The following is a 20,992-nucleotide window of genomic DNA, read 5'->3' as shown; positions in this document are numbered from 1 at the left end:
GATAGAGCAATACGCCGTCGGTTGAGTTTGCCTGTGAGGATCGGCAATGAATATTCAGGATAGATTTGACCCCTCCGTGATCGACGAGGTGTCGCGCCCGGCCTTCAGTTTCATCACCGAGACGACCTTCGTTGGCGAGTCCGAGCCGCATCGCCACGGCAAGGCGCAACTGCTTTACGTGATGAGCGGCGTGCTGACGATGAGGGCGGCCGGCGGTGTCTGGACGGTGCCGCCGAACTGCGCGCTGTGGATCCCGGGCGGCACCTCCCATAGCGGCCGCGTCTGCGGCCATGTCAAGATCGGCAATCTCTATGTCGACGCGAGATTGACCGGCGGCCTGAAGGACGAATGCGGCATTCTCTTTGTCCAGCCCTTCCTGCGCGAACTGATTTTTCGCCTGGAGCCGCGCCCCGACAGTCCGGAGATGGAGCCGGAGCGGCTTCACCGTCTGGTTGGCGTGCTTCTCGATGAGCTGAGGGCAGCACCGCTCGAGCCGATTCATCTGCCGATGCCCACTGACCGCCGGCTGCAGCGGCTGGCCGAAGCGATGGTCGCCGAGCCCGGGTTGCGGTTCACCATAGACGAATGGGGTGCACGGGTCGGCGCAAGCAACCGGACGCTCAGCCGCCTGTTCCAGCGGGAGACGGGCATGTCCTTCGTGCGCTGGCGTCAGCAACTGCATATCGGCGTCGCGCTGCAGCGGCTCGCGGCAGGGCAGCTCGTGACCGTCATTGCCGGCGATCTCGGCTATGAAAGCGTCAGCGCCTTCATCGCCATGTTCCGCCGCATGCTCGGAACAACGCCGACGCGCTATTTCAGCGACCAGATGCCGGCGAGCCCGCGCAGGCTGGAAATCACGGCGGATTGGCGCGCGGAACCGGGCGAGCTTGCCGGCCCGGATCTTGCGAAGGGTTCTGCGTCCAATCTCGTGCCGTTCAGACGAGAGCCGAATTGACCCCGTTCACCCCGTCTCGCTCTGCCCAATCCTAGAAAAGCATATCCGCATCATCATGAGACCGCTTGAGGGGCCTGCCTTCCTGAAAATGGCACGAACCGGGGCGGACTTCCGCTACCTGCAGCACCGCGACATCACCTGAAGGGCTGATGTGAAGCGCGGACAGGATATTCGTCGCGAAGGCGCCGGTATCGATGGCAATCCGGTTCGGGAAAATCTCGACGCGTTCGCTTGCGGTAATCGTGTGCCCGTGGACGACGATCTTGCCGAACGAGGCGCTGGCGTTCAGGAACTCGCCGCGAATCCACGTCAGCGTGTGCGCATCCTGCTCGGCCAGGGGAATGCCGGGTTTCAGGCCGGCATGGACGAGGATGTGGTGGTCGAGTTCGACATAGCGTTCCGCAGCGCGCAGGCATTGCAGGCGCTCGTCTCCAAACCTGCGGCGGATCTCGTCTGCGGTGATGGCTGCCCCACGGGGCAGGCCGTAGGACAGCATCGCCTCGCTGCCTCCGAGGTCTTGCCAGTGGTTCACAAGATCTGCCTGAACGGCCGGGTCCATCTCGTCGAGGATCTGAAGAGGGAGGGCGTCGTGATTGCCGCGTATCAGTTTCGAGCCCGGCCTGTCGCGCAGCGTCGCGATGACGAGATCCAGCGCTTTGCGGCTCTCCGGCCCACGGTCCATGATGTCGCCAAGGAAGACGATCCGGTAGTCGATCGTCTCGTCACGCGCCTTGCCGGCAATGCCTGACAGCATCTCCTCCAGCAGGTCGGCACGCCCGTGGACATCGCCGATGGCAAATGTGTGAAGAGAAGCGGTCCCGGTCATCGATGGCTCCGTCGTGGCGTTCGGTATGGCATTGTTTATGAGCTGCGCCAAGTGGGCGGAGAAGGTGCAGATCGTGACGAAAATGGATGTACCCGACGCGACGGCTGAAACAGGTTCGCGTCGTTTCTTGAGGGCGATTGTGCTGGGGAGAAAGACCCCGCCCCAAACCCCTCCCCACAAGGGGGAGGGGCTTAGACTGCCGCACTCGCTTTCCACTTCTTCGACGTTTTGGAAGGAGCAATGCGGGCGCCTCGGGTTAGTCCCTCCCCCTTGTGGGGAGGGGTTGGGGAGGGGTTTTTTGATGAGCATAAAGCTCCGCCTGCCAGCCGCGCCCGAATGCTGACTCCAGGTTCAAAACCCAGATGGGGAAGGTGAGCGGGCTCATTCGTCGCCTTCGCCAACAGTATCGGCCCGGAAATCGGAGCCGATTTTCGGAAGGCGTGATGCGTCGTTTCAAAAGCTCAGAGCGTATTCCTGATAACGCCGACCCAGGCGTGACGCGGATCCGCGATCTTGCCATTGTTGGTGACATAGGTCGTCTTGGTCACGGAGTCCGACACGTTACCGCCGATGACGTCGACTTCGCCGGGGCGGATCGCGACGACGATATCGGCATGGCTGCAGAAGAAGCCGTCCCTCTTTCGAAGCGCCGTCAGCGCGCCGTCAAAGCTTTGCGGTGGTGTGCCGCATCCCGTGCCCGATCGGCCGGCCCAGATCAGGTCTCCGAGCTTCAGATCGGTCTCTGCCGGTTTCTCGATCGTGATTTTGGGATTTCCGGCTCTCATTCCCTTCAGGATCTTCTGGCAATAGCCGTAGTGGCCTTCGCTGTAGGGAAAATCGTCTCCGGCATTGGCCGTCTTGAAGCAGAATGAGATGAAAGCGGCAGACCATGGCTTGTCTGTCAGGCCGTTGCGCTCAGGCCGGTTCACCACTACCCAGTAGTCATGCACAAATCCCACAAAGGGCTGCTTTCCCTCCAGCCCCGCGATTGCCTTCGGCCTGTGAAGGGGGGCTGCGGAAAATCCCCATCTTTCCCATTCGTCAGACGTGACTTTGACAAGTTCCTCGTTAAACGACATGGCGCTCTCCCTCACACAAAATCCTGTTTCGATGCGCTCCAATGCTTGCCGGTCAGGACCGCTCCGGCTTTATCCAGAGCGGTCTTCAAGGTCTTGATGCGGTCGGGATAGGCAATCGAGCCAAGTGCCAGCAAGGCATCCCGCGTACCCGTCCCAAGCGCCTGGCGGATCGCCGGATATTTTGCCCGTCCCTGGTGCAGAATGTCACAGATGATGGCGCATCGATCCGCGGCTCGCCCGTCGAGCCCGAGATTTCGGTCCGCAGCCGCCATCTTGTCCTTGAATGTCCCGATCATGTGAAAGGCCTGCAATGCCTGGGCGGCCGCATGGTTGGCGGTCCAGTGTATGAACTTGGCGGATGCGACGACTTCGTCATCCTCGATATGCGTGGTCGTCGGATTGAGGTAATTCATCAGGGGCTTCGTCGAGCTCGCGTTTTCGAGCTGAGCTTCCCCGATTGTCGAGAGCCTGACGATCCGGCCGCCTTTGACCATCAGGTCCGGAAAATAATCCCTGGCCTCGGGTCGCCCCAGCATGTCGCGGAAGTAGACGACAAAATCGCCGTCCGGCACATGCGCCGCAAATTGGCCGAAGCCGAAGGTGAATTTGGCGCGATCATAGGTATTGAGCGTCAGGTAGTTGCCGCCCTCGCATTTCGAGGTCGGCTCAATGAAATCAGCCCAGAATCCGAATGCCGGTCTCTGATCCGCGGCGGAATAGAGCAGCTTCGGAAGCCCGTTTGTCGGAACGTTGAAAAGCCCGTGGAAATCCTCGCCCGAGCTCCTGTCCCGGAAATGGGTCGACAGCCCGATGAAAAACGCTGCCGCGCCGTCTGCTCTTGCCTTGTAGGTCCTGTCACTGCGTTCGATTACGAATTCGATTGCCATCGACGCCCCCTCTGATCGAGACACGTGGAAGATTGGATGTTTCGTCGTCCTTAATTCTGCAATTTCGGATTTTCGTAAGTTGCGGCAGGTCTGCTGTTGCTTACCCGCCTCTTCCAGCCCTCTTGACGATCCGCCACCTGGCTTGCCCGATCGCCTGGCGATTGGCGATCTTTTCGGGCGGCGTGCCGGTAAGGACCGCCTTTATGTCGTCGCGCATCTGCGGAAAGACGCGGTAATATTGGTGGTTCTCCGGCTCCGATGGGGCGAGGATGGCGCTGACATCGACGGCCGTCACCTTGTCGCTGATGGTGCCCATATTGTCGGGGCCTTCGGCGCCCAGGCGCGGTCCGTTGAATTTCGTGCCGCTGCTGAGCGTGCTCAAAATCCAGTCCTTCTCCGAATAATAGACGGTGATCGACCTGCAGATCCGCGGCAGGAACTTGAATTTCTGGGGGTCGTCGAAGGCGTCGGCATCCTCGTCGGCGGCAGCCAGGATCACCTTGTCGAAATAGCGGCGCAGGGAGGATGATGGTGCGCCGTCAAGCGAGGTCATGGCATTGACGGCCGAGAGTGTCGGGGAGGCGGGTTCGGGCAGTTTCATCAGCGCCTGCAGCGCGTTTCGCATGACATAATTGCCCATGCTGTGGCAGATCAGGTGAATGGCCTGATCGCAGCGCTCTTCCTGACTGAGCTTGTCGACGAAGTCGCTCAGGCGACGCAGGGTTCTGGCGATCGCCATGCCCGATGCCTCCGCGGTCCTTCGGTCATGGGCGTAATCGCCAAACGGTGTGGGTATGGGCAGGAGCGCGGCAATCGACGGCCAGGAGAAAACGAATATGTTGACGTCGAGACCGTAGAAGGCGCTCAGCCAGCCGGCGCGCTCGACGGAATCGACGAAACTGTTGCTGAAGCCGTGGATGAAGGCGATCGTCGGCTTGTTGTCGGTCTTCATCGAGGCGCGGATGGCGTCGAAGATCGTGTCGCTGCCGAGCGTCGGCGCCTCTCCCTCGGCGAAGAGAAGCTGCTGACTGGCAACGGCGAGCGAGCCCGGCACGAGCACGTTCGTCTTCTTCGACAGATTGACGTCGACCTTGGCGCTTCCGTAGCGCACATCGATGCCGCTGGTCGGCCCGAGTTCGGAACCGAAGCCGATGATCCGCTGATGCTGCGGATCTGTGGGATCGAGCAGCGGCTGACGATTGGTTGCGAAGTAAACCGTCTTTATCATGATCCTCTTCGCCTCCGGATGGCGCGACCGATGCGGCTCTCGTTGCACGATGATTGCAATAGCAAGCAGACAGTAAATCCCGCCACGGTTGGCGTATTAATTGCGCCTTTCCATGTGGATTTTGCAGTATTCAATTTTTCTTTGAATATTTCCTCAAGAATTAGCTAATGCAATTTAGTGGCGATTGCAACAGGAATCGGGTTATCCCGGAGTTCGTCCGAGAATTCATGTGGTCCGGCATGATCCATGCGAAGAGCCGTTCGGCGATCCACCGAGAGAGTATTCCTCAGCCGGTACGATCAGAAGACGAAAACCTGGAAGAGATGAAGCCCAACCCGCCTCTTGAAGGAGAAAAGATGAAACGCATCGAGATGGAAGTGAGCGGCGGCTGCCAGTGCGGTGCCGTGCGCTACCGCGCAAGCGCGCCTGAAGGTCTGGGCAGCGGCAAATTGTACCACCTCTACCGTATCTCGCTACAGTACGTACGGCGGTAACAAATGCGGATATTCAATGGATTTAGTCAGCTGCACCGGCCCGAAGTAAAGACGACAGTTTCTCGGTAAATTTGGGATCTGGCCCTTCGAGGTAGTGATAGCGTGGGGATTAGCACGACCGCCCAGAGTTCCCGGCACTGGTTGGTGGATATGTCATCCACCTCCGCTTTTGGCGCAAAGCAGCAGCTGTTTGCACCCGCACGTCACCCTCACACCAGCGACCGTCTCGCCACCTCGATCACTTTCTGCGTCAGGGCCGTAAGCCGGTCTGCGGCAAGACGGCTGATCTGCCAGTAGAGCACGACATCGAGAGGCGTGCCTGATATCAGTTCGACGAGCTGACCGGCCTTGATGTGGTCCTCAGTCAGGTGGGTCGGGATCATGCCCCAGCCCATGTCGAGCAGGCTGGCATCGAGGAAGCCCTGTGCGGTCGGCAGCCAGTGCGTCGGTGCGTTGATATCTGTCGCGAACGTGCGGCGGATCCATTCCGCCTGCAGGCGGTCCTTCTGGTTGAAGGTGATGGACGGGGCGCGGGCAAGCGCTTGCGGGGTGACGCCGTCAGGGAAATAGCGGCGGACGAATTCGGGGCTGGCGGTCGCGTGGTAGCGTAGCGCGCCGAGCGAGTAGCGGCGGCAGCCGGAGACCGGCTTTTCCATGCTTGTGACGGCGGCGATGACACGGCCGCGTTCGAGCCATTCGGCCGTGTGGTCCTGATCGTCGATGGAAATGTTCAGGAGGTAGTTCGAGCTTTTCGAGAAATCCGCCATCGCCTCCAGAAACCAGGTGCCGAGGCTGTCGGCGCTGGTGGCGATCTGCAGCGTGACGCGTTGCTCGGGACTGTCTCGGTCGCTGAGTGCCGGCAGGTGTTCGAGCAATTCGCTTTCCAGCATGCCGACATTTTCCATGTGGCGGCAGAGCCAGTCGCCCTTTTCCGTTGCCGTGCACGGCGTTCCGCGCACGACGAGGGCGGCACCCAGGCGCTCTTCAAGCTGCTTGATGCGCTGGGAGACGGCCGATGGCGTGACGTTCAGCACGGCGGCGGCCTTTTCGAAGCTGCCGGTCTGGACGACGGCGAGCAGCACGCGAAGGGCGGGATAATCGATCATGGGTAAGTTGCGCTTAATTGACGTAAGGATGATTAATTAGCCTAATCCGGGTGATCCGTCTATGAAGCGTCTCAGCAACGGGACGGAAACCTCTGATATCATGGACCTTACGACCTATTTCACCGGCTTGGCCGCCGGCCTCAGCCTGATCGTGGCGATCGGCGCACAGAATGCCTTCGTCCTGCGGCAGGGGCTGCGAAACGAATATGTGTTTGCCGTCTGCCTCGCCTGTGCTCTCTCCGATGCGATCCTCATCGTCATCGGCGTTACCAGCCTGAAACAGGTGGTGGATCTCATGCCCTGGCTCGATCCGGTCATGCGGTATGGCGGGGCGGCATTTCTCATCTGGTATGGGGCAAAAAGCCTGTATTCGGCGGTGCGGTCACCGGGCGTGCTGCAGGTTTCGAACGGGGCGGGGGCGAGCTTCGGCAAGACCATGGCCATGTGCCTTGCGCTCACCTGGCTCAATCCGCATGTCTATCTCGATACGGTGATCCTGCTCGGCACGATCTCGACGCGTTTTGCCGGGCATCAGGCGGCGTTCGCCGCAGGCGCCGTGACCGGCTCCTTCCTGTTCTTTTTTTCGCTTGGATATGGTGCTGCCTGGCTTCGCCCCATCTTTTCGCGGCCGGTTTCCTGGCGCATTCTCGAAACCATCATCGCCTGCGTGATGTGGCTGATCGCGTTCAGGCTCCTGAACGGCATGTGAGGGGGCAGGGGCGCTCCGGTGCGGAAATGGGCCGATCAGAGGAGAGCCGGCCCGCTCCCGATCCAGGGGGCTTTGCAACGGAGCTGTCGTCAGGATGTCACGCCGATTTTGCGACGAGGCCTGAAGAATTGCTGTCCATATTCGCCACCTGATAGACAGTCTTGCTGCCGTCCAGCAGTGACAGCAACCTTTCGGTTGGCCTCGCTTCGGAGACGACAATGTCCATCTCGGAGATCGACCCGAGACGAACGAGTGCACGGCGTTCGAATTTGGTGCTGTCTACCGCCAGGATGACGCGGGCCGCCTGACCCATGGCGGCGCGAACAGCCGACACTTCGGCGTAGTCGTCGTCGCCTATGTCGCCGTCATTATCGACGCCACTGACGGAGATGATGACATAATCGAACTTGAATGCCCGGATGAAATTCTGCGCATTTTCGCTGAAGACCGCCGCATCGACATTGCGGATGAAGCCGCCGGGAACGGCTATCGTGAAATCCGTGTTTTCGCTGAGGGTCGTCGCCACTCTCAGGCTATAGGTCACGACACGAAGGTTCCGGCGCACCGTGAGCGCCCGGGCAATTGCTTCGCAAGTCGTTCCGGTGTCGATGAAAACCGAGCAGTTGTCCGGGAGAAGCTCGGCTATCTTGTTGGCAATCTGGCGCTTGGCCTCGGCATTGTTGACGCGACGCTGATGATAGATGCCGGTTTCGATCGGAAGCGAAATGACAGCCCCGCCATGTGTTCGGCGCAGCTTGCCCTGCCGTTCCAGCGCCATGATATCGCGACGCGCGGTCTGCGCCGTCACGGAACAGAGCGAGACGATGTCGTCGAGCGAGATATACTGATATTGCTCAAGATAACGGATGAGAAAATCCTGCCGGCGCTCCTTCTTGCCGCCATCATCGTGATTGTCTGCAAAATGCATCGTGGTGCCGGCCTTTCCGGGGTGTTCAGCATATCAAAACCCCGCACAACGCTTATCAAGCGGCGTGCGGGGTGAAAACTCATTTGATGAAAACTAATTCAGGAAGAATAATGCGGCAAGGCGTCAGAACCTGACGCCGAGATAGCCATTGATGCCGTTCTGGCTGGCGCCGGAACCAAACTGGCCGGTATAGGAGACGGCCAGGGCGGCGTTCGAGCCGAGATCGAAATTCACGCCGGCGTTGACCACGGCAACATTTTCCGCAAGCGGCGCACCGTTTACGTCAAACGAGCTGCCGCCCGAAAAGGCCATCTTCGTCTCTGGCTTGGTATCGCCATTGGCATGACGCAGGCTGACCGAGCCCTGCAGTCTTCCAACCGTTTCCTGCAGGTTGAACTCCGTTGCGGCTCTGAGACCGATTTCCGTGAAGATCGCCTGCTGGGTCGTGCCTTCGACGGAAAGCGCCGTTGCGCCTCCGTGTTCGGAGAAAGCGTCGTTGCGGAAATTCACATAGGCGAGATTGGCGAAGGGTTCCAGCATGACGGTTCCGATCGACTGCTGGTAGCTGATTTCGCCGAAGACCTGCGATGTCGAGGCGTTGTAGTCGGCGGTCAGCCGCTCGCTGAAGGTCGGGAGGAAGACCGAACGGGCGCTATCGATACTGTTCCATGTATGGGCAGCACCGAACCGAATGCCGACCGGACCGAGATTGGTGCCGGCATAGACGCCGAGATCGATCTGATCGGTGTCGCTTTTCGACGCCAGCGTATCGATGGAAACGGCCGTGCGGCCATATCCGCCGAACACGCCGACCCGCCAATCGTTGCCGAGCGTTCCGTCCGCGCCGACGATGATTCCGCCCGCGGAATGGTCCACGCCATAGGCATTGCCGTCGCTGTCCTTTTTCGTCCAGGCTCCGTAGCTCTTGTTCCAGATACCGAGCGCCTGCTCACGGCCGGCAGGGGTGTCCGCGCCGATTTCGGCTTCGGTCACGGCCCGATCGGTGACGCCCATTCTCGACCGCAGGCGATCGAATGCACCGTCGCGGACGATGTCGCTGTTGTCGAGCAGCGCACTGTAGGTCGATGCATGGATTTCCCCGCCCAGCTGGGCGAAAGACGTACGGGCGCTTTCCGCATCGAGCGATATGATCGCATCGTAGACGGTGGAGCCGAAGCCGAGGCTGTCGATACCGTAGGCCGCACCGCGCTGGTTTGACGTCGTCGCGACGTCGGCGAAGGCCGTAGCGTTGCGTTCCAGCCGCATCGTCAGGCTGTTGCCTCCATAGGTCAGACCGGGGTCCAGGAAGGCGAAGTTCGAGGTGATCGCATCGAAGGAGCCGGTGATGCCGGCGTTCGAAGTGAGAATGGAGTAGTTCGTGAGCGGCTTGTAGGTGGCGCCCGCCACGATATTGACGGCCGCACCCGCGGCAATCACCGTCTGGCCGGTGACGATGATCTGATCGGTCCTGCCGGTTTCGTCAATTTCGACGTCGTAGACGGAGCCCGACGCAAGGTTGAGATTGCCGGCGACGTGCAGCGTCCCGACCGAATTGCCAGGCGCAATCCTGCCGCCATTCGCGACGGCAAGGTTGCCGACAGTGCCGTTGCCGCCGAGTACGCCGCCGTCATAGACGGTGGTCATGCCCGATGTTGCGATGGAGCCGTTGACCGCAAGGCGTCCGCCCTTGACGCTGGTGTCACCGGTATAGGTATTGGTCGCCGTCAGATTGAGCGTGCCCTGGCCCGTCTTGGTCAGACTGCCTGCGCCCGAGATTGCCCGGTCCACGACAACGGCATTGGCCGTATTGGCGACATCGAGCGTGCCGCCGCCGGATTCCAGGACCACAGACCTGTCAAGTTTCTTCATTCCCGTGCCGGCGATGCGCAGCGCGCCATTATCGAGACGCAGGTTCGCCTCGGTGCCGCCGAGAGCCAGGTCCTCGTCGACGATAACGGTGCCGCCATCAGTAACCAATGTCTCGCCGATGAAACTGTGATCGTCGATGCAGTAGTCGATAATGGCCTGGGCAAAGCGCGGATCCTTGCTTTTGCAGTCGAGCAAGGTCTTCTTCTCGGCCTCGGTGAGGCCGGTCAGGATCGGCTTGCCGTCCGCATCGGAAACCTGGCCGAGATAGACGTCGCGGCGCATGTTGTTGCGCGACAGGTAGAATTCCTTGCCGTTACCGGCAAAGGTCGTGGCGTCCTTGCCCCATACGAGACGTGTCTTGTCGACCTGTGCACCGTTGACCGTCTGCTGATAGGTCTGCAGGCTCGGTCCGATCCATTTGAATTCATGGGCGACCGGATCATGGTCGGACAGGGGCGCCTTGGTGCCATCAGGCTTGGTCACATAGACGTCACGGATGACACCCAGATAGGGATCGTTGGGGTCATCTGCGATCGTGTACCACTTGCCGAACGGCCGTGAGGCCAGGAAGTGATCGATCTTCACCCGGTGCCAGCTGCCCCAGGTGTTCGTATCGTCCTCGCCCGCCGACGGCCAGGTTACGCTGCCGTCATTGAGTTCGTGGGGCTTGAACTGCTCCCTTTCGCGGTCGGTCTGGAGAAGCATGAACTGCTTCTTGAGGACATTCATCGTCTGCGGCGTGTTGCCGGCGACGGGATAGGTCTCGTCCTCGAAAAGGCCGGAGGGAATGGTCGCCGCATCGATCGCCGCGTCGTTCTTCGGGCTCCAGTCGGCGATGAATTTGTCCAGCGCCGTCTTGTCCTTGGCATATTGCTGGAGCAGGCTGTAATAGAAGGAGTTGGCGTTTTTCGTATAGATGCGCAGCAGCAATTCCTGCTGGCTCTTCGAATGCAGGCCGCGCTCCGATACGTCGCCGGCATTGAAATCGCCGCTCACGATCACCGGATTGGCTGAAGACTTCGCCCAGGCGTTCAGGGCCTTGGCTTCCTTGACGCGCTGGTCTGCCTTGTCGGCGTAATCGAAGTGAACCGTTCCGACTGTCGTCACCGGCCGTCCGGCCTCGCCGTCGAGAACCTGATAGTTCACGTAGCGTCCCTGGGAGCTGAGACCCGGAGCGGTATAGGTGCCATAGGTGCCGGGAAGTCGCGAGATCACGCCGACGTCACCGATCAATTGGCCACTATAGGTTCCAAGCCCCGCATTCTGCAGCATGCCGGGAATGTCGGAGACGTATCTGCTGCCGTTGGCTTCCTGAAACATCAGCACGTCCCAGTTACCCGCGACCATGAAATCCCTGGTCAGTGCAGGCGTCTGCTTGAACTGGTTCCAGATATTCAGCGACAGCAGCCGAAGGGTGCCATCGCCTGCATGAGCCGAACCGGCAACCAATATGGATAGGGCTGCACCCGATAGCAGGCGAACTGTCAGTTCACGCCTCTTGGTAACAGGCCTCGAAATTGCATTTTGGATAAACACGTCACACCCCGCTGAAATAAGAATTCCACACGAGTGCGAGAAGCCGAAAAATCTCCCAACACCGTGCGGCGATTAACGGGACGTCATCTTTCATACTTCAATGTCAGTTTTTTTACATTTTGGGCCGGACAATCATTTTGCAGGCTAGTGGCTTGGTGCAAAATTGGAGTTGGCCGGTGGAAGGCGCCATTCCATCGTGTGAGCCTGGAGCACCATTTGCGCGTCCATCCGGACGCATAAAAATCGACATAATGATTTGAATCTCCACATCAATCTTTCCGAAAATCAATTGCGGTTTCGGGCCGGCGCTGATCGCGCCTGTCGATGCCGGGTAATGTCACGGAGACAAGTTTTCGTTGGGATATGGTGCGACCTGGCTTCGCACCATCTTTTCACGGCCGGTTTCCCGGCGCATTCTCGAAGCCGTCATCGCTTGCGTGATGTGGCTGATCGCGTTCAAGCTCCTGAACGGCATGTGCGGCTGCATACCTCTCAGGGAAATCAGAATGTCATTCGATCCGCATCATCTCGCGCTTGTCTTCACCGCCTATATCATCGCCGCAGCCAGCCCAGGCCCCAGCAACATGCGCATCATGGGCGTGGCCATGCATCAGGGTCGCCAGTCGGCGCTGATGATCGCCGCAGGTGTCGTCAGCGGCTCGCTCTTCTGGGGCTCGATGGCGGCGACCGGGGTTTCTGCCATTCTTGCCCAATATGTCCAGGCGCTCATCATCCTGAAGGTCTTCGGCGGTCTCTACCTGCTGTTCCTTGCCTACAAGGCCGGCAAATCGGCCATGACCTCCGATGAGAAGCAGGGCAGGGCGATCGATGCCATCAGGCCGGCCTCTGGGTTCAGCCTCTATCGCCGCGGCCTGCTCATGCATCTGACCAACCCGAAAGCCCTGCTCGGCTGGATCGCGACCATGACGCTCGGCCTCGGCCCCGGCGCGACGCCGACGACCGTCGCCATCATCCTTGCGGGCTGCGCCATTCTCAGCGTCACGATCTTCTGCGGCTATGCGCTGGTCTTTTCCACTGCGCCGATGATCCGCATGTATCGCCACGCGCGGCGCTGGATCGAGGGCACGCTGGCGCTCGTCTTCGGTGCGGCGGGCATGAAACTCCTGCTGTCACGCGCATAGAAGGGACGTTGTCGATGCCGCTTTTCCACGGTCTTTCCGCCTTTCCGATCACGCCGACTGATGCCTCCGGCATCCCCGATACCGGCGCGCTCGCCGCGCTGCTGACCCGGATTCAGGCCGCCGGCGCCGATTCCATCGGGCTGCTCGGCAGCACCGGCGCTTATGCCTTCCTGTCGCGCGACCAGCGACGCCGCGCGGTGGATACGGCCATGTCTGCCGTCGGCGGCAAGATCCCCGTCATCGTCGGCGTCGGGGCGCTCAGGACGGATGAAGCGCAGGCGCTGGCCGATGATGCGCGGGCGCTCGGGGCGGATGGCCTGCTGCTGGCGCCGGTCTCCTATACGCCGCTGACGGACAATGAGGTCTACGAGCATTTCGCTGCCGTGGCCGATGTCGGGCAGCTGCCGCTCTGCATCTACAACAATCCGGGCACGACGAAATTCACCTTCAGCACCGAGCTGATCGCCCGGCTCGCCAAGCTCGGCACCGTCAAAGCGGTGAAGATGCCGCTGCCTGCCAATGGCGATATCGCAGCCGAGATCGCAAGTCTCCGTTCGGTGACGCCCGATGATTTCGCGGTCGGTTATAGTGGCGACTGGGGTGCAGCGGATGCGCTTCTTGCAGGCGCCGATGGCTGGTATAGCGTTGCCGGCGGACTGTTGCCCGCCGAGGCACTGAAGCTGACGAGGGCCGCTCAGGTAGGCGACGCGAGCGAGGCAAGACGCATCGACGATGCCTTCGCGCCGCTCTGGGCGCTGTTCAAGGAATTCGGCAGTTTCCGCGTCATGTTTACGATTGCCGATCTCATCGGCCTCGGCCGGTTTACGCCGCCGCGCCCGGTGCTCGGCCTTCCGGAGCAGGCGCGTGAGCGGGTGCGTGAAGCGCTTGCAAACCTCGGCGCCGCAGTCGGCCGCTAGGGCCAGGACCTCGGTAACGGAGCCGGAAGATGAGCCCTCAACCTAGCTGTCAGACTGAACCTGGCTCGGTTGCAACTCCGGCGGAGTGGCCAGCCTGGCATGCACTGGAGCAATGCCGAACTGTGCTTTGAAGGCCCTGCTGAATGCCGCGTCGGAATCGTAACCGACCTGTCGCGCCACGTCGCTGACCCTTGAATCGGCCTGGCGCAGCAGGTTGAGCGCAAGGGTCAGCCGCCACCGGCTCTGATAGGAAAGCGGCGCTTCCTTGACCAGCGCGGAGAAGCGTTCGGCAAAGCTCGAGCGCGACATGCCCGCCACATGCGCAAGCTCGACCACGCTCCAGCGCCGGAATGGCTCGTCGTGGATGGCTTTCAGGGCGCGGCTGATGCGCGGATCGGCCAGCGCGCCCAGCCAGCCGGTATCGCCGGCCTTTTCCGTCTGCACCCAGGTGCGCAGGATCCGGATGACCAGCACGTCGATGAGCCGCGAGATCATGATCGACGAGCCGGGATGGACCTCCTGCGCCTCGACCATCATGAAATGAGCGAGACCCTCCGCCCAGCTTGCCGTCTGGCCTCCCGCCTTCGGGATGTGGATCACGGCCGGCAGCGACGAGACGACCCAGGGCATGGACTCGTTCTCGAAATGAAAAGCGCCCGCGATAAGTTTGGTTCGGGCGCCATCGCCACCGTGGCGCACGCTCAGCCGCTCGGTCGTGAACTGCTCGCCCATCAGTTGGCTCACCGGCGCCGCGGCTGAACCGCCGCCGTCGCTCAGGATATGCCCCACGCCGCGCAGCAGCATGACCAGATCACCGGTCACGGCGCGGATCGGTGGTCCGTCGGCAGCCAGAACTGTCAGCTCGCCCTCGAGAACGACGAAAAAATAGGCCGATCCGGGCTCGAAGCGCAACGCCCAAGGTTGTGTCAGCTCCGCCGCGAACACCAGCTCTCCCTCAAGCCTGATCAGCGTCAGTATCTGCGACAGGAGATCGACCCGGGCCGCAAGCATGCTCGCATTTCCGGACGATGGAGCATGACTTGCGGGGTTCGGGTCATGGCGCCTCATCGCTTCAGATCCTATGTTTTGGGTGTGTTCAGCGAATAAAATCCTGAACATACAGATGCTTATGAAAAAATGAGCGGATGGTTCTGACAGGCCTGCCGATGGCCAGGATATTGCAGATTATCCGGACTGAAATCAACCCCGCAGTAAATGCAACCAAATGAGCCCCCAATGAAAAACCTCATTTTCTCCGCCCTGATGCTGTCCACCGCTGTTTTCGGTGCTGCGCCGGCTTCCGCCCAGCCGACGCTTCCCGCCGGCGTCGTCAAGAATATCGTGCTGGTTCACGGCGCCTTCGTCGACGAGACGAGCTGGAATGGCGTCGCCGCCATTCTGACGGCCAAAGGCTACAAGGTGACCGCCGTCAGGAATCCGCTGACCTCGCTTGCCGACGATGTCGCCGCCACGAATGCGGCACTCGATGCGCAGGATGGACCGACCGTTCTCGTCGGTCATTCCTGGGCTGGCGTGGTGATCGGCGAAGCCGGCATCAATGCCAAGGTGTCGTCCCTGGTCTATGTCTCGGCCTTCGCGCCTGACAAGGGTGAAACGGTTTCGGCGCTGGCGGCAAGCGGACCGGCGACCGCCGGCGTCAAGGCCATCCGGGCCGACGGCAGGGGCTATCTGACCATCGATCCGGCAGTATTCCCAAGCGCCGTGGCAGGCGACTTGCCCAAGAATATCGGCGAGTATCTGGCCACCCATCAGATGCCGCTCAATCACACCGCCTTCGACGAGGTCACCAAGATCGCCGCATGGCATGTCAAGCCGAGCTGGTACGTTCTCAGTGCACAGGATCAACTCCTCGATCCGCACGCTCAGACCTTCTTTGCCGAACGGATGAAGGCCAAGGTCACGACCGTCGACGGCAGCCATGCCTCGCTGGCGTCGCACGCCGAAGAGGTGGCGGCGGTCATCGAATCCGCTGCGGGCGCGAAATAGGCCCACCGCAATGCGACGCTATCGGTTTCCGCGTGGTAACCGATAGGTGGCCCGCCCGGAGTGATCCGGACGGGCCTGATGTTGTCAGGCTTCGCGGGGTATTCGGAACCAGGCAACATACAGAGCAGGCAGGAAGAGCAGCGTCAGGACCGTGCCGACGACAATGCCGCCCATCATCGCGTAGGCCATCGGCCCCCAGAATATCTCCCTGGAGATCGGGATCAGCGCGAGCGTCGCTGCGGCCGCCGTCAGCATGATCGGGCGCATTCGATGCTCCGTCGCTTCGATGACGGCTTGCCAGGGTGGCATGCCCTCGCTTCGAAGGTGTTCGATCTGGACGATGAGGATCACCGAGTTGCGGATCAGGATGCCGATCAGCGCCAGGACACCGAGGATGGCGACGAACCCCATGGGCGAATTACTGAAGAGCAGCGCTGCAACAACGCCGATCAGCGCGGTGGGGGCAACGGCGAACACCAGAAACAGCCTGCTGAAACTCTGCAGCTGGATCATCAGGATCGTCGCCATGACGAACAGCATCAGCGGCGCTACCGCCACGATCGGCCCCTGCGCTTTCGCGCTTTCCTCGACCGAGCCGCCATCGACGACGCGGTAGCCGCTCGGAAGGCCGTTGCGGAACTCGTCGACCTTCGGCTGCAGTTCGGTGACGATCGTCGCCGGTTGCGTCGGTCCTATGACCGCAGCCTTGAGGGTGATGGTCGGCGTGCGCGTGCGCCGCCATATCGTCGGCTGCTCGAGCTCGTAGTGGAATTTCGCAACCGCGGACAAGGGCACGGAGTTGCCGTTGGAGCCGGCAAGCTGAAGGTTCTGCAGCGTCTCGATCGACCCTCGCTCCGAGGTCTGGGCGCGGCCGATGACATCGACGAGGTAGATGTCGTCGCGGATCTGCGTGGCCGCCGATCCCTCGACGATGCTGTTGAGCGCCGTTGCGATATCCTGCGACGAGACGCCCAGCTGACGTGCCTTGTCCTGGAGTACATCGACCTTGACCACGCGCGATGGTTCGTTCCAGTCGAAGGTCATGTTGGACAGCAGCGGATTCTGCCCGACGATGCCGGCAAGCTGGTGAGAGAGATCACGGACCTTCTGAATGTCAGGCCCGCTGACGCGATATTGCACGGGCTTGCCGACCGGCGGGCCGATGTCGAGCAGCTTTACGAAGGCGTCGGTGCCGGGGAAGGTCTTCGTCAGATAGGCCTGCAGCTCTTCCTTGACCTTGTCGCGGACGTCGAGCCCCTTGGTGACGATCACGGTCTGGCCGAACGAGACATCGGGCGTCTGCACATCGAAGGACAGGATGAAGCGGGGAGCGCCCTGGCCGACATAGCTCGTCCAGTGGTCGATATCCCCGTTGTTGGCCAGCATCTCGCTTTCGAACCTGGCCATCTGCTTGTTCGTTTCCGAAATCGAGCTGTTCTGCGGCAGGTTCCAGTCGACGATCAGTTCGGGCCGGTCGGAGGAGGGGAAGAACTGTTGTTGCACCAGGCTCATGCCGCCGATGGAAAGAGCGAAGGTTGCCACGGTCGCGCCGATGGTTATCCAGCGCCAGCGCATGGCCACGCTGAGCAGCCACGCAAAGGCCCGTGCAAAACGGCCTTTCTGGTCATGATGCGATTTCATGGTCTTCGGAAGGATGGTCACGCCGAGCAGCGGCGTGAACAGGACCGCGACGACCCATGACACCAGCAGCGAGACGGCGATGACCACGAAAAGGGTGAAGGTAAATTCGCCGGCGGCGCTAGAGTTGAGGCCGACGGGGATGAAGCCCGCGACCGTCACCAGCGTACCTGTCAGCATCGGGAAGGCGGTCGAGGTATAGACATATGTCGCCGCTTTTCGGAGGTCATCGCCGACCTCCAGGCGGGCCACCATCATTTCCACGGCAATCATCGCGTCATCGACCAGAAGACCGAGGGCGATGATCAGCGCGCCCAGCGAAATACGCTGCATCGAAATACCCGAGTAGGCCATGACGAGGAAGGTGATCGCCAGCACGAGCGGAATGGAGATGGCAACCACGAGCCCCGCGCGAACACCGAGGCTGATGAAGCTGATCGCAAGCACGATGACGATCGCCTCGAACAGCGCACGCGTGAAGCCCGACACGGCCTCATCCACGACGGCAGGCTGATCGGAGACGCGCTCGACGTCTACGCCGATCGGAAGGTCTGCCGTGACCTGCTCGATCTCCTTGTCGAGCGCTTCGCCGAATTCAAGCAGGTTTGCGCCTGATTTCATGCCGATGGCGAGCCCGATGGCCGGCTGGCCGTTATACCGGAACAGCGAGGAGGGCGGATCGACATAGCCGCGCTTGATCGTCGCGACATCGGTCAGCGGAAAGAAGCGATCGTTGACACGAAGATTGATCGATTTCAGGCTTTCCTCCGAGGTGAACTGGCCGCTCACCCGCAAGGCGATGCGCTCGGGACCGGCGTCGACGAAGCCCGACTGTGTGACGGCATTCTGCGCCTGCAGTGTCTCGATCACCGATTGCTGGTTAAGCCCGAGTGCTGCGATCTTGCGCGTGGAGAATTCGAGATAGATCGCCTCGTCCTGCGCGCCGATAACATCCACCTTGCCGACATTTTGAACCGTCAGCACTTTTGCGCGCGCGTCCTCGACGAGATCGCGAAGCTGGCGCTGTGTCAGCCCGTCGCTGGTGAAGGCGTAGATATTGCCGAAGACATCGCCGAAGCGATCGTTGAAGAACGGCCCGATAACGCCGCTCGGGAAATCTCCCTTGATGTCGCCGATCATGTTGCGCACGCGCACCCAGATGGCATTCACATCTTTGGCCTTGGTCGTCGGCAGGAGTTCCACGAAGATCGTCGTCTGCCCGGCAACCGTCTCGCTGCGGGTGAAATCGAGCGATTCCAGTTCCTCGAGCTTCTTTTCGACGCGGTCGGTGACCTGTTTCGTCACTTCCTCGGCAGACGCGCCAGGCCATTGCACCTGGATGATCATGGTCTTGATGGTGAAATTGGGATCTTCTTCGCGGCCGAGACCGATATAGGAAAAGGCGCCGGCCAGAATGAAGACGATCATGAAGTACCAGACGAGCGAACGATGTTCGAGCGCCCAGTCGGACAGGTTGAATTTTTTCACGGGGATTATTCCTCAGTCTACTCTGACGGCCTGGCCATCGACAAGCTTGTGAACACCGGCGACGACGACGCGATCGCCCGGGCTGACGCCCTCGGCGATGCGGACGGAGCCTCCCTCGACGATGTCTCCAACGATCCTGATCGGGCGTATGGAAACTTTGGCGGCGGCGGTATCGACCACCCAAACGTTCGGCTTTCCATCCTTCGTCAGGATGGAGGAGGAGGGGAGCAGGATCATCGGCTCAGCATGGACGGTTGCGGTTGCCGTGACGACCGAGCCCAGGCGAAAGGCTGGCGGCGGATCGACGAGCGTTATCTTCGTGCGCCGCGTGCGCGTCGTCGCCTCGGCTTCCGGCGCGATCTCCCTGACCGTGCCGCTCGTGCGGATGGTCGGGTCCAGCTGGAGGGCGACCTCGAAGGGCGATCCCACCTTGAGACCATCGAAGCTTGCGACCGGTATGTCGATCACTGCATCGCTCTGTTCGGGGCGGGCGATGGTGGCGATGCTCTGGCCGGCGGCCACGACCTGACCCACTTCGGCCGAAGTCGCCGTCACGACGCCGTCGAATTCCGCCCTGAGCTGCGTGTATCCAAGCTGCTCTTCGGCCTTGTCCAGATTGGCCTGCGCCTTGGCGACCGCAGCTATGGCGCTCTTGCGCCCGAGTTCGGCCTCTTCATAGGCTGCTTCACTGCCCGATCGGCTCGCGAGCAGGGAGCGCTGGCGTTCTTCTGACGATGCGGCATTCGCCAACTGCGCCTGGGCATTCGAAAGCTCGGACTGCGAGCTCTTGACCGCAAGCTCCAGCGCCAGCGGATCGATGGCAGCAATGACATCGCCCTTCCTGACGACATCGCCGACGCTGACCTTGCGCGCTATGACCCGTCCGAGGACGCGGAATGCAAGCTGGGTCTCGATCCTGGCCTGGACCGTGCCCGGCAGGGTCAGTGCGGAGGCCGCGGTCGGCTTGACGACGACGGAAAGGACGGGACGCGGCGGCTGCTCATGCGCTTCCTCCTGCTTCTGGCAGGAAGCCAGCAGCAGTGACCCGAGGATCGCAAGGCCGGCTGTAATACGGATCTTCATTCTGCGGCTCCCTTGCCGTATGCGACGACTTCGCCCGATCGCAGGAATTTCGTGCCGTCGACGACGACGATGTCTCCGGGGGAGACACCCGCGCGCACCGCGAAACGGCCGGTCTCATAATCGGAGACATCGACCGGATGCAGCGACACGCTCGAGGAGGCGGGGTCGACGATCCAGACGGCCGGCTGGCCGCTCTTGGAGGCCATTGCCGACCACGGCAATTCGATCGCGTTCTGCGCCTTGGAGCGGAAGGAGCCGACGACAGGCGCGCCAAGCTGCATGTCGGGCGTCGCTTCGAGGCCCACCTTGACCCTGATCGTTCCGGTCGACGGGTCGATCGTGGGTGAGATTTCGCGCACGGAAGCTTCTATCTTGTGCGATGGCGCCGAGAGGGAGCTGACGGCGACCGTGTTTTCAAGGTTTCGGCCGAGATAAAGGGACTCGAAGACGTTGAAGACGGCGTCGCGCGGTCCATCATGCGCAAGCGTGAAGATGAGTTGCGCCGCTTGCGCGACCTGGCCAACCTCGGCGTTTCTGGCGGTGATGACGCCATCGGCATCGGCGCGCAGTTCCGTGTAGGAGAGCGCGTCCTGTGCCGTATCGAGCTGAGCCTGCGCGAGTTTCACGCTGCCCTGGGCGGTCAGCAGCGCTTCCTGCGCCTGATCGAGTGCCGCCCGGGTCGCAACCTGCGTCCTGAAGAGGTTCTGCTGCCGGTCGAATGCCAGCTGGGCTTGCGTCTGCTGAGCCACTGCCGACTGCAGGTTCGCGGTGGCGACGCCGAGATCGGCCTTCTGCTCTTCGGCGTCCATGCGCGCCAGCACCTGTCCCGCCTTCACCGACGATCCGACATCGACGAAACGCTCGACGATGCGCCCGCTGACCCTGAAGGAAAGGTCGCTTTCGACGCGGGCGCTGACCTCGCCGGTGATGGCGTTGCTTTCGACTGTTGGCGTGACCTTGGCCACGACAGTCTCCACATTTCTGGGCTTTGCCTCACTCGCGCTTTGCTCATCGCATGAGGCGAGCGCGACTGCGCTGACGCCCAGCCAGGCGGCAACAAGGACAGTTTTCATGATTTACCTCTTGCATCGGTTCGGCAG

16 protein-coding genes and 1 pseudogene are annotated in these 20,992 nt (G+C 61.3%); 6 read left to right on the top strand and 11 right to left on the bottom strand.

Annotated elements, in window-relative coordinates:
- The first annotated feature begins 46 nt into the window (after positions 1–46).
- The gene (locus tag AC1DNW_RS05680; RefSeq protein ID WP_113311324.1) at positions 47–955 is read left to right on the top strand and encodes an AraC family transcriptional regulator; all 909 of its coding nucleotides are present in this window, start codon (positions 47–49) and stop codon (positions 953–955) included.
- Between the two features lie 31 nt (positions 956–986).
- On the opposite strand, the gene AC1DNW_RS05675 is transcribed toward AC1DNW_RS05680, so the two are convergent.
- From AC1DNW_RS05675 to AC1DNW_RS05660, 4 genes are all read right to left on the bottom strand, one after another.
- Positions 987–1,781, bottom strand: coding sequence for a metallophosphoesterase (locus AC1DNW_RS05675; protein ID WP_113311395.1), 795 nt, complete (start codon positions 1,779–1,781; stop codon positions 987–989).
- Between the two features lie 461 nt (positions 1,782–2,242).
- Positions 2,243–2,860, bottom strand: a complete 618-nt coding sequence (locus AC1DNW_RS05670) for a DUF2272 domain-containing protein (protein ID WP_113302018.1) — start codon at positions 2,858–2,860, stop codon at positions 2,243–2,245.
- A gap of 11 nt (positions 2,861–2,871) precedes the next feature.
- A complete protein-coding gene (locus tag AC1DNW_RS05665; RefSeq protein WP_113307815.1) occupies positions 2,872–3,747 on the bottom strand; it encodes a hypothetical protein in 876 nt (291 codons plus the stop codon).
- Positions 3,748–3,847: 100 nt separating this feature from the next.
- The gene (locus AC1DNW_RS05660; protein ID WP_113307814.1) at positions 3,848–4,975 is read right to left on the bottom strand and encodes an alpha/beta hydrolase; all 1,128 of its coding nucleotides are present in this window, start codon (positions 4,973–4,975) and stop codon (positions 3,848–3,850) included.
- A 356-nt stretch (positions 4,976–5,331) separates the two neighbouring features.
- Between AC1DNW_RS05660 and AC1DNW_RS05655 the strand changes: the two are divergent.
- Positions 5,332–5,400, top strand: a pseudogene (locus AC1DNW_RS05655) (GFA family protein); the annotation flags it as partial.
- A gap of 278 nt (positions 5,401–5,678) precedes the next feature.
- Here AC1DNW_RS05655 and AC1DNW_RS05650 read toward each other — a convergent pair.
- Positions 5,679–6,575: a LysR family transcriptional regulator ArgP gene (locus AC1DNW_RS05650; RefSeq protein ID WP_113307813.1), complete on the bottom strand. Its 897-nt coding sequence runs from the start codon at positions 6,573–6,575 to the stop codon at positions 5,679–5,681.
- Positions 6,576–6,675: 100 nt separating this feature from the next.
- Between AC1DNW_RS05650 and AC1DNW_RS05645 the strand changes: the two genes are divergently transcribed.
- On the top strand, positions 6,676–7,284 hold the full coding sequence (locus AC1DNW_RS05645; protein WP_477852213.1) for a LysE/ArgO family amino acid transporter: 609 nt from the start codon (positions 6,676–6,678) through the stop codon (positions 7,282–7,284).
- Positions 7,285–7,381: 97 nt separating this feature from the next.
- On the opposite strand, the gene AC1DNW_RS05640 is transcribed toward AC1DNW_RS05645, so the two are convergent.
- Positions 7,382–8,212: a DeoR/GlpR family DNA-binding transcription regulator gene (locus tag AC1DNW_RS05640; RefSeq protein WP_113302024.1), complete on the bottom strand. Its 831-nt coding sequence runs from the start codon at positions 8,210–8,212 to the stop codon at positions 7,382–7,384.
- 123 nt (positions 8,213–8,335) lie between these two features.
- The gene (locus AC1DNW_RS05635; RefSeq protein ID WP_477852171.1) at positions 8,336–11,617 is read right to left on the bottom strand and encodes an autotransporter domain-containing protein; all 3,282 of its coding nucleotides are present in this window, start codon (positions 11,615–11,617) and stop codon (positions 8,336–8,338) included.
- A gap of 506 nt (positions 11,618–12,123) precedes the next feature.
- Here AC1DNW_RS05635 and AC1DNW_RS05630 point away from each other — a divergent pair.
- Both AC1DNW_RS05630 and AC1DNW_RS05625 read left to right on the top strand, forming a co-directional pair.
- Positions 12,124–12,759 (top strand): LysE family translocator, encoded by a 636-nt coding sequence (locus AC1DNW_RS05630; protein WP_113307821.1) that lies wholly within the window; start codon positions 12,124–12,126, stop codon positions 12,757–12,759.
- A gap of 14 nt (positions 12,760–12,773) precedes the next feature.
- A complete protein-coding gene (locus tag AC1DNW_RS05625; RefSeq protein WP_113307812.1) occupies positions 12,774–13,676 on the top strand; it encodes a dihydrodipicolinate synthase family protein in 903 nt (300 codons plus the stop codon).
- A gap of 42 nt (positions 13,677–13,718) precedes the next feature.
- Here AC1DNW_RS05625 and AC1DNW_RS05620 read toward each other — a convergent pair whose 3' ends face one another.
- Positions 13,719–14,744, bottom strand: a complete 1,026-nt coding sequence (locus AC1DNW_RS05620) for an AraC family transcriptional regulator (RefSeq protein WP_113307811.1) — start codon at positions 14,742–14,744, stop codon at positions 13,719–13,721.
- 168 nt (positions 14,745–14,912) lie between these two features.
- Here AC1DNW_RS05620 and AC1DNW_RS05615 point away from each other — a divergent pair, with 168 nt between their 5' ends.
- Positions 14,913–15,683, top strand: a complete 771-nt coding sequence (locus AC1DNW_RS05615; protein WP_113307810.1) for an alpha/beta hydrolase — start codon at positions 14,913–14,915, stop codon at positions 15,681–15,683.
- An 84-nt stretch (positions 15,684–15,767) separates the two neighbouring features.
- Here the strand turns inward: AC1DNW_RS05615 and AC1DNW_RS05610 are convergent, their stop codons facing one another.
- From AC1DNW_RS05610 to AC1DNW_RS05600, 3 genes are read right to left on the bottom strand one after another with little or no spacing between them, the layout of a single operon-like run.
- Positions 15,768–18,809 carry an efflux RND transporter permease subunit gene (locus AC1DNW_RS05610; RefSeq protein WP_113307809.1) on the bottom strand — a complete coding sequence of 1,014 codons (3,042 nt, stop codon included), beginning with the start codon at positions 18,807–18,809 and terminating at the stop codon, positions 15,768–15,770.
- A 12-nt stretch (positions 18,810–18,821) separates the two neighbouring features.
- Positions 18,822–19,892, bottom strand: coding sequence for an efflux RND transporter periplasmic adaptor subunit (locus AC1DNW_RS05605; protein ID WP_113307808.1), 1,071 nt, complete (start codon positions 19,890–19,892; stop codon positions 18,822–18,824).
- Complete coding sequence (locus AC1DNW_RS05600) at positions 19,889–20,965, bottom strand: efflux RND transporter periplasmic adaptor subunit (protein ID WP_113307807.1); 1,077 nt, start codon at positions 20,963–20,965, stop codon at positions 19,889–19,891. Before AC1DNW_RS05600 ends, AC1DNW_RS05605 begins: the two co-directional genes overlap by 4 nt.
- Between the last annotated feature and the right edge of the window lie 27 nt (positions 20,966–20,992).

The sequence above is a fragment of the Rhizobium sp. 05L429 genome (assembly GCF_056397645.1).
Note: the sequence above shows the minus strand (reverse complement) of the source record. Positions and strands in the feature narration are given on the sequence as shown.

Coding starts and splice junctions, on each gene's coding strand:
- AC1DNW_RS05680 (WP_113311324.1), top strand. CDS start 47: ATGAATATTCAGGATAGATTTGACCCCTCCGTGATCGACGAGGTGTCG.
- AC1DNW_RS05675 (WP_113311395.1), bottom strand. CDS start 1,781: ATGACCGGGACCGCTTCTCTTCACACATTTGCCATCGGCGATGTCCAC.
- AC1DNW_RS05670 (WP_113302018.1), bottom strand. CDS start 2,860: ATGTCGTTTAACGAGGAACTTGTCAAAGTCACGTCTGACGAATGGGAA.
- AC1DNW_RS05665 (WP_113307815.1), bottom strand. CDS start 3,747: ATGGCAATCGAATTCGTAATCGAACGCAGTGACAGGACCTACAAGGCA.
- AC1DNW_RS05660 (WP_113307814.1), bottom strand. CDS start 4,975: ATGATAAAGACGGTTTACTTCGCAACCAATCGTCAGCCGCTGCTCGAT.
- AC1DNW_RS05650 (WP_113307813.1), bottom strand. CDS start 6,575: ATGATCGATTATCCCGCCCTTCGCGTGCTGCTCGCCGTCGTCCAGACC.
- AC1DNW_RS05645 (WP_477852213.1), top strand. CDS start 6,676: ATGGACCTTACGACCTATTTCACCGGCTTGGCCGCCGGCCTCAGCCTG.
- AC1DNW_RS05640 (WP_113302024.1), bottom strand. CDS start 8,212: ATGCATTTTGCAGACAATCACGATGATGGCGGCAAGAAGGAGCGCCGG.
- AC1DNW_RS05630 (WP_113307821.1), top strand. CDS start 12,124: ATGTCATTCGATCCGCATCATCTCGCGCTTGTCTTCACCGCCTATATC.
- AC1DNW_RS05625 (WP_113307812.1), top strand. CDS start 12,774: ATGCCGCTTTTCCACGGTCTTTCCGCCTTTCCGATCACGCCGACTGAT.
- AC1DNW_RS05620 (WP_113307811.1), bottom strand. CDS start 14,744: ATGAGGCGCCATGACCCGAACCCCGCAAGTCATGCTCCATCGTCCGGA.
- AC1DNW_RS05615 (WP_113307810.1), top strand. CDS start 14,913: ATGAAAAACCTCATTTTCTCCGCCCTGATGCTGTCCACCGCTGTTTTC.
- AC1DNW_RS05605 (WP_113307808.1), bottom strand. CDS start 19,892: ATGAAGATCCGTATTACAGCCGGCCTTGCGATCCTCGGGTCACTGCTG.
- AC1DNW_RS05600 (WP_113307807.1), bottom strand. CDS start 20,965: ATGAAAACTGTCCTTGTTGCCGCCTGGCTGGGCGTCAGCGCAGTCGCG.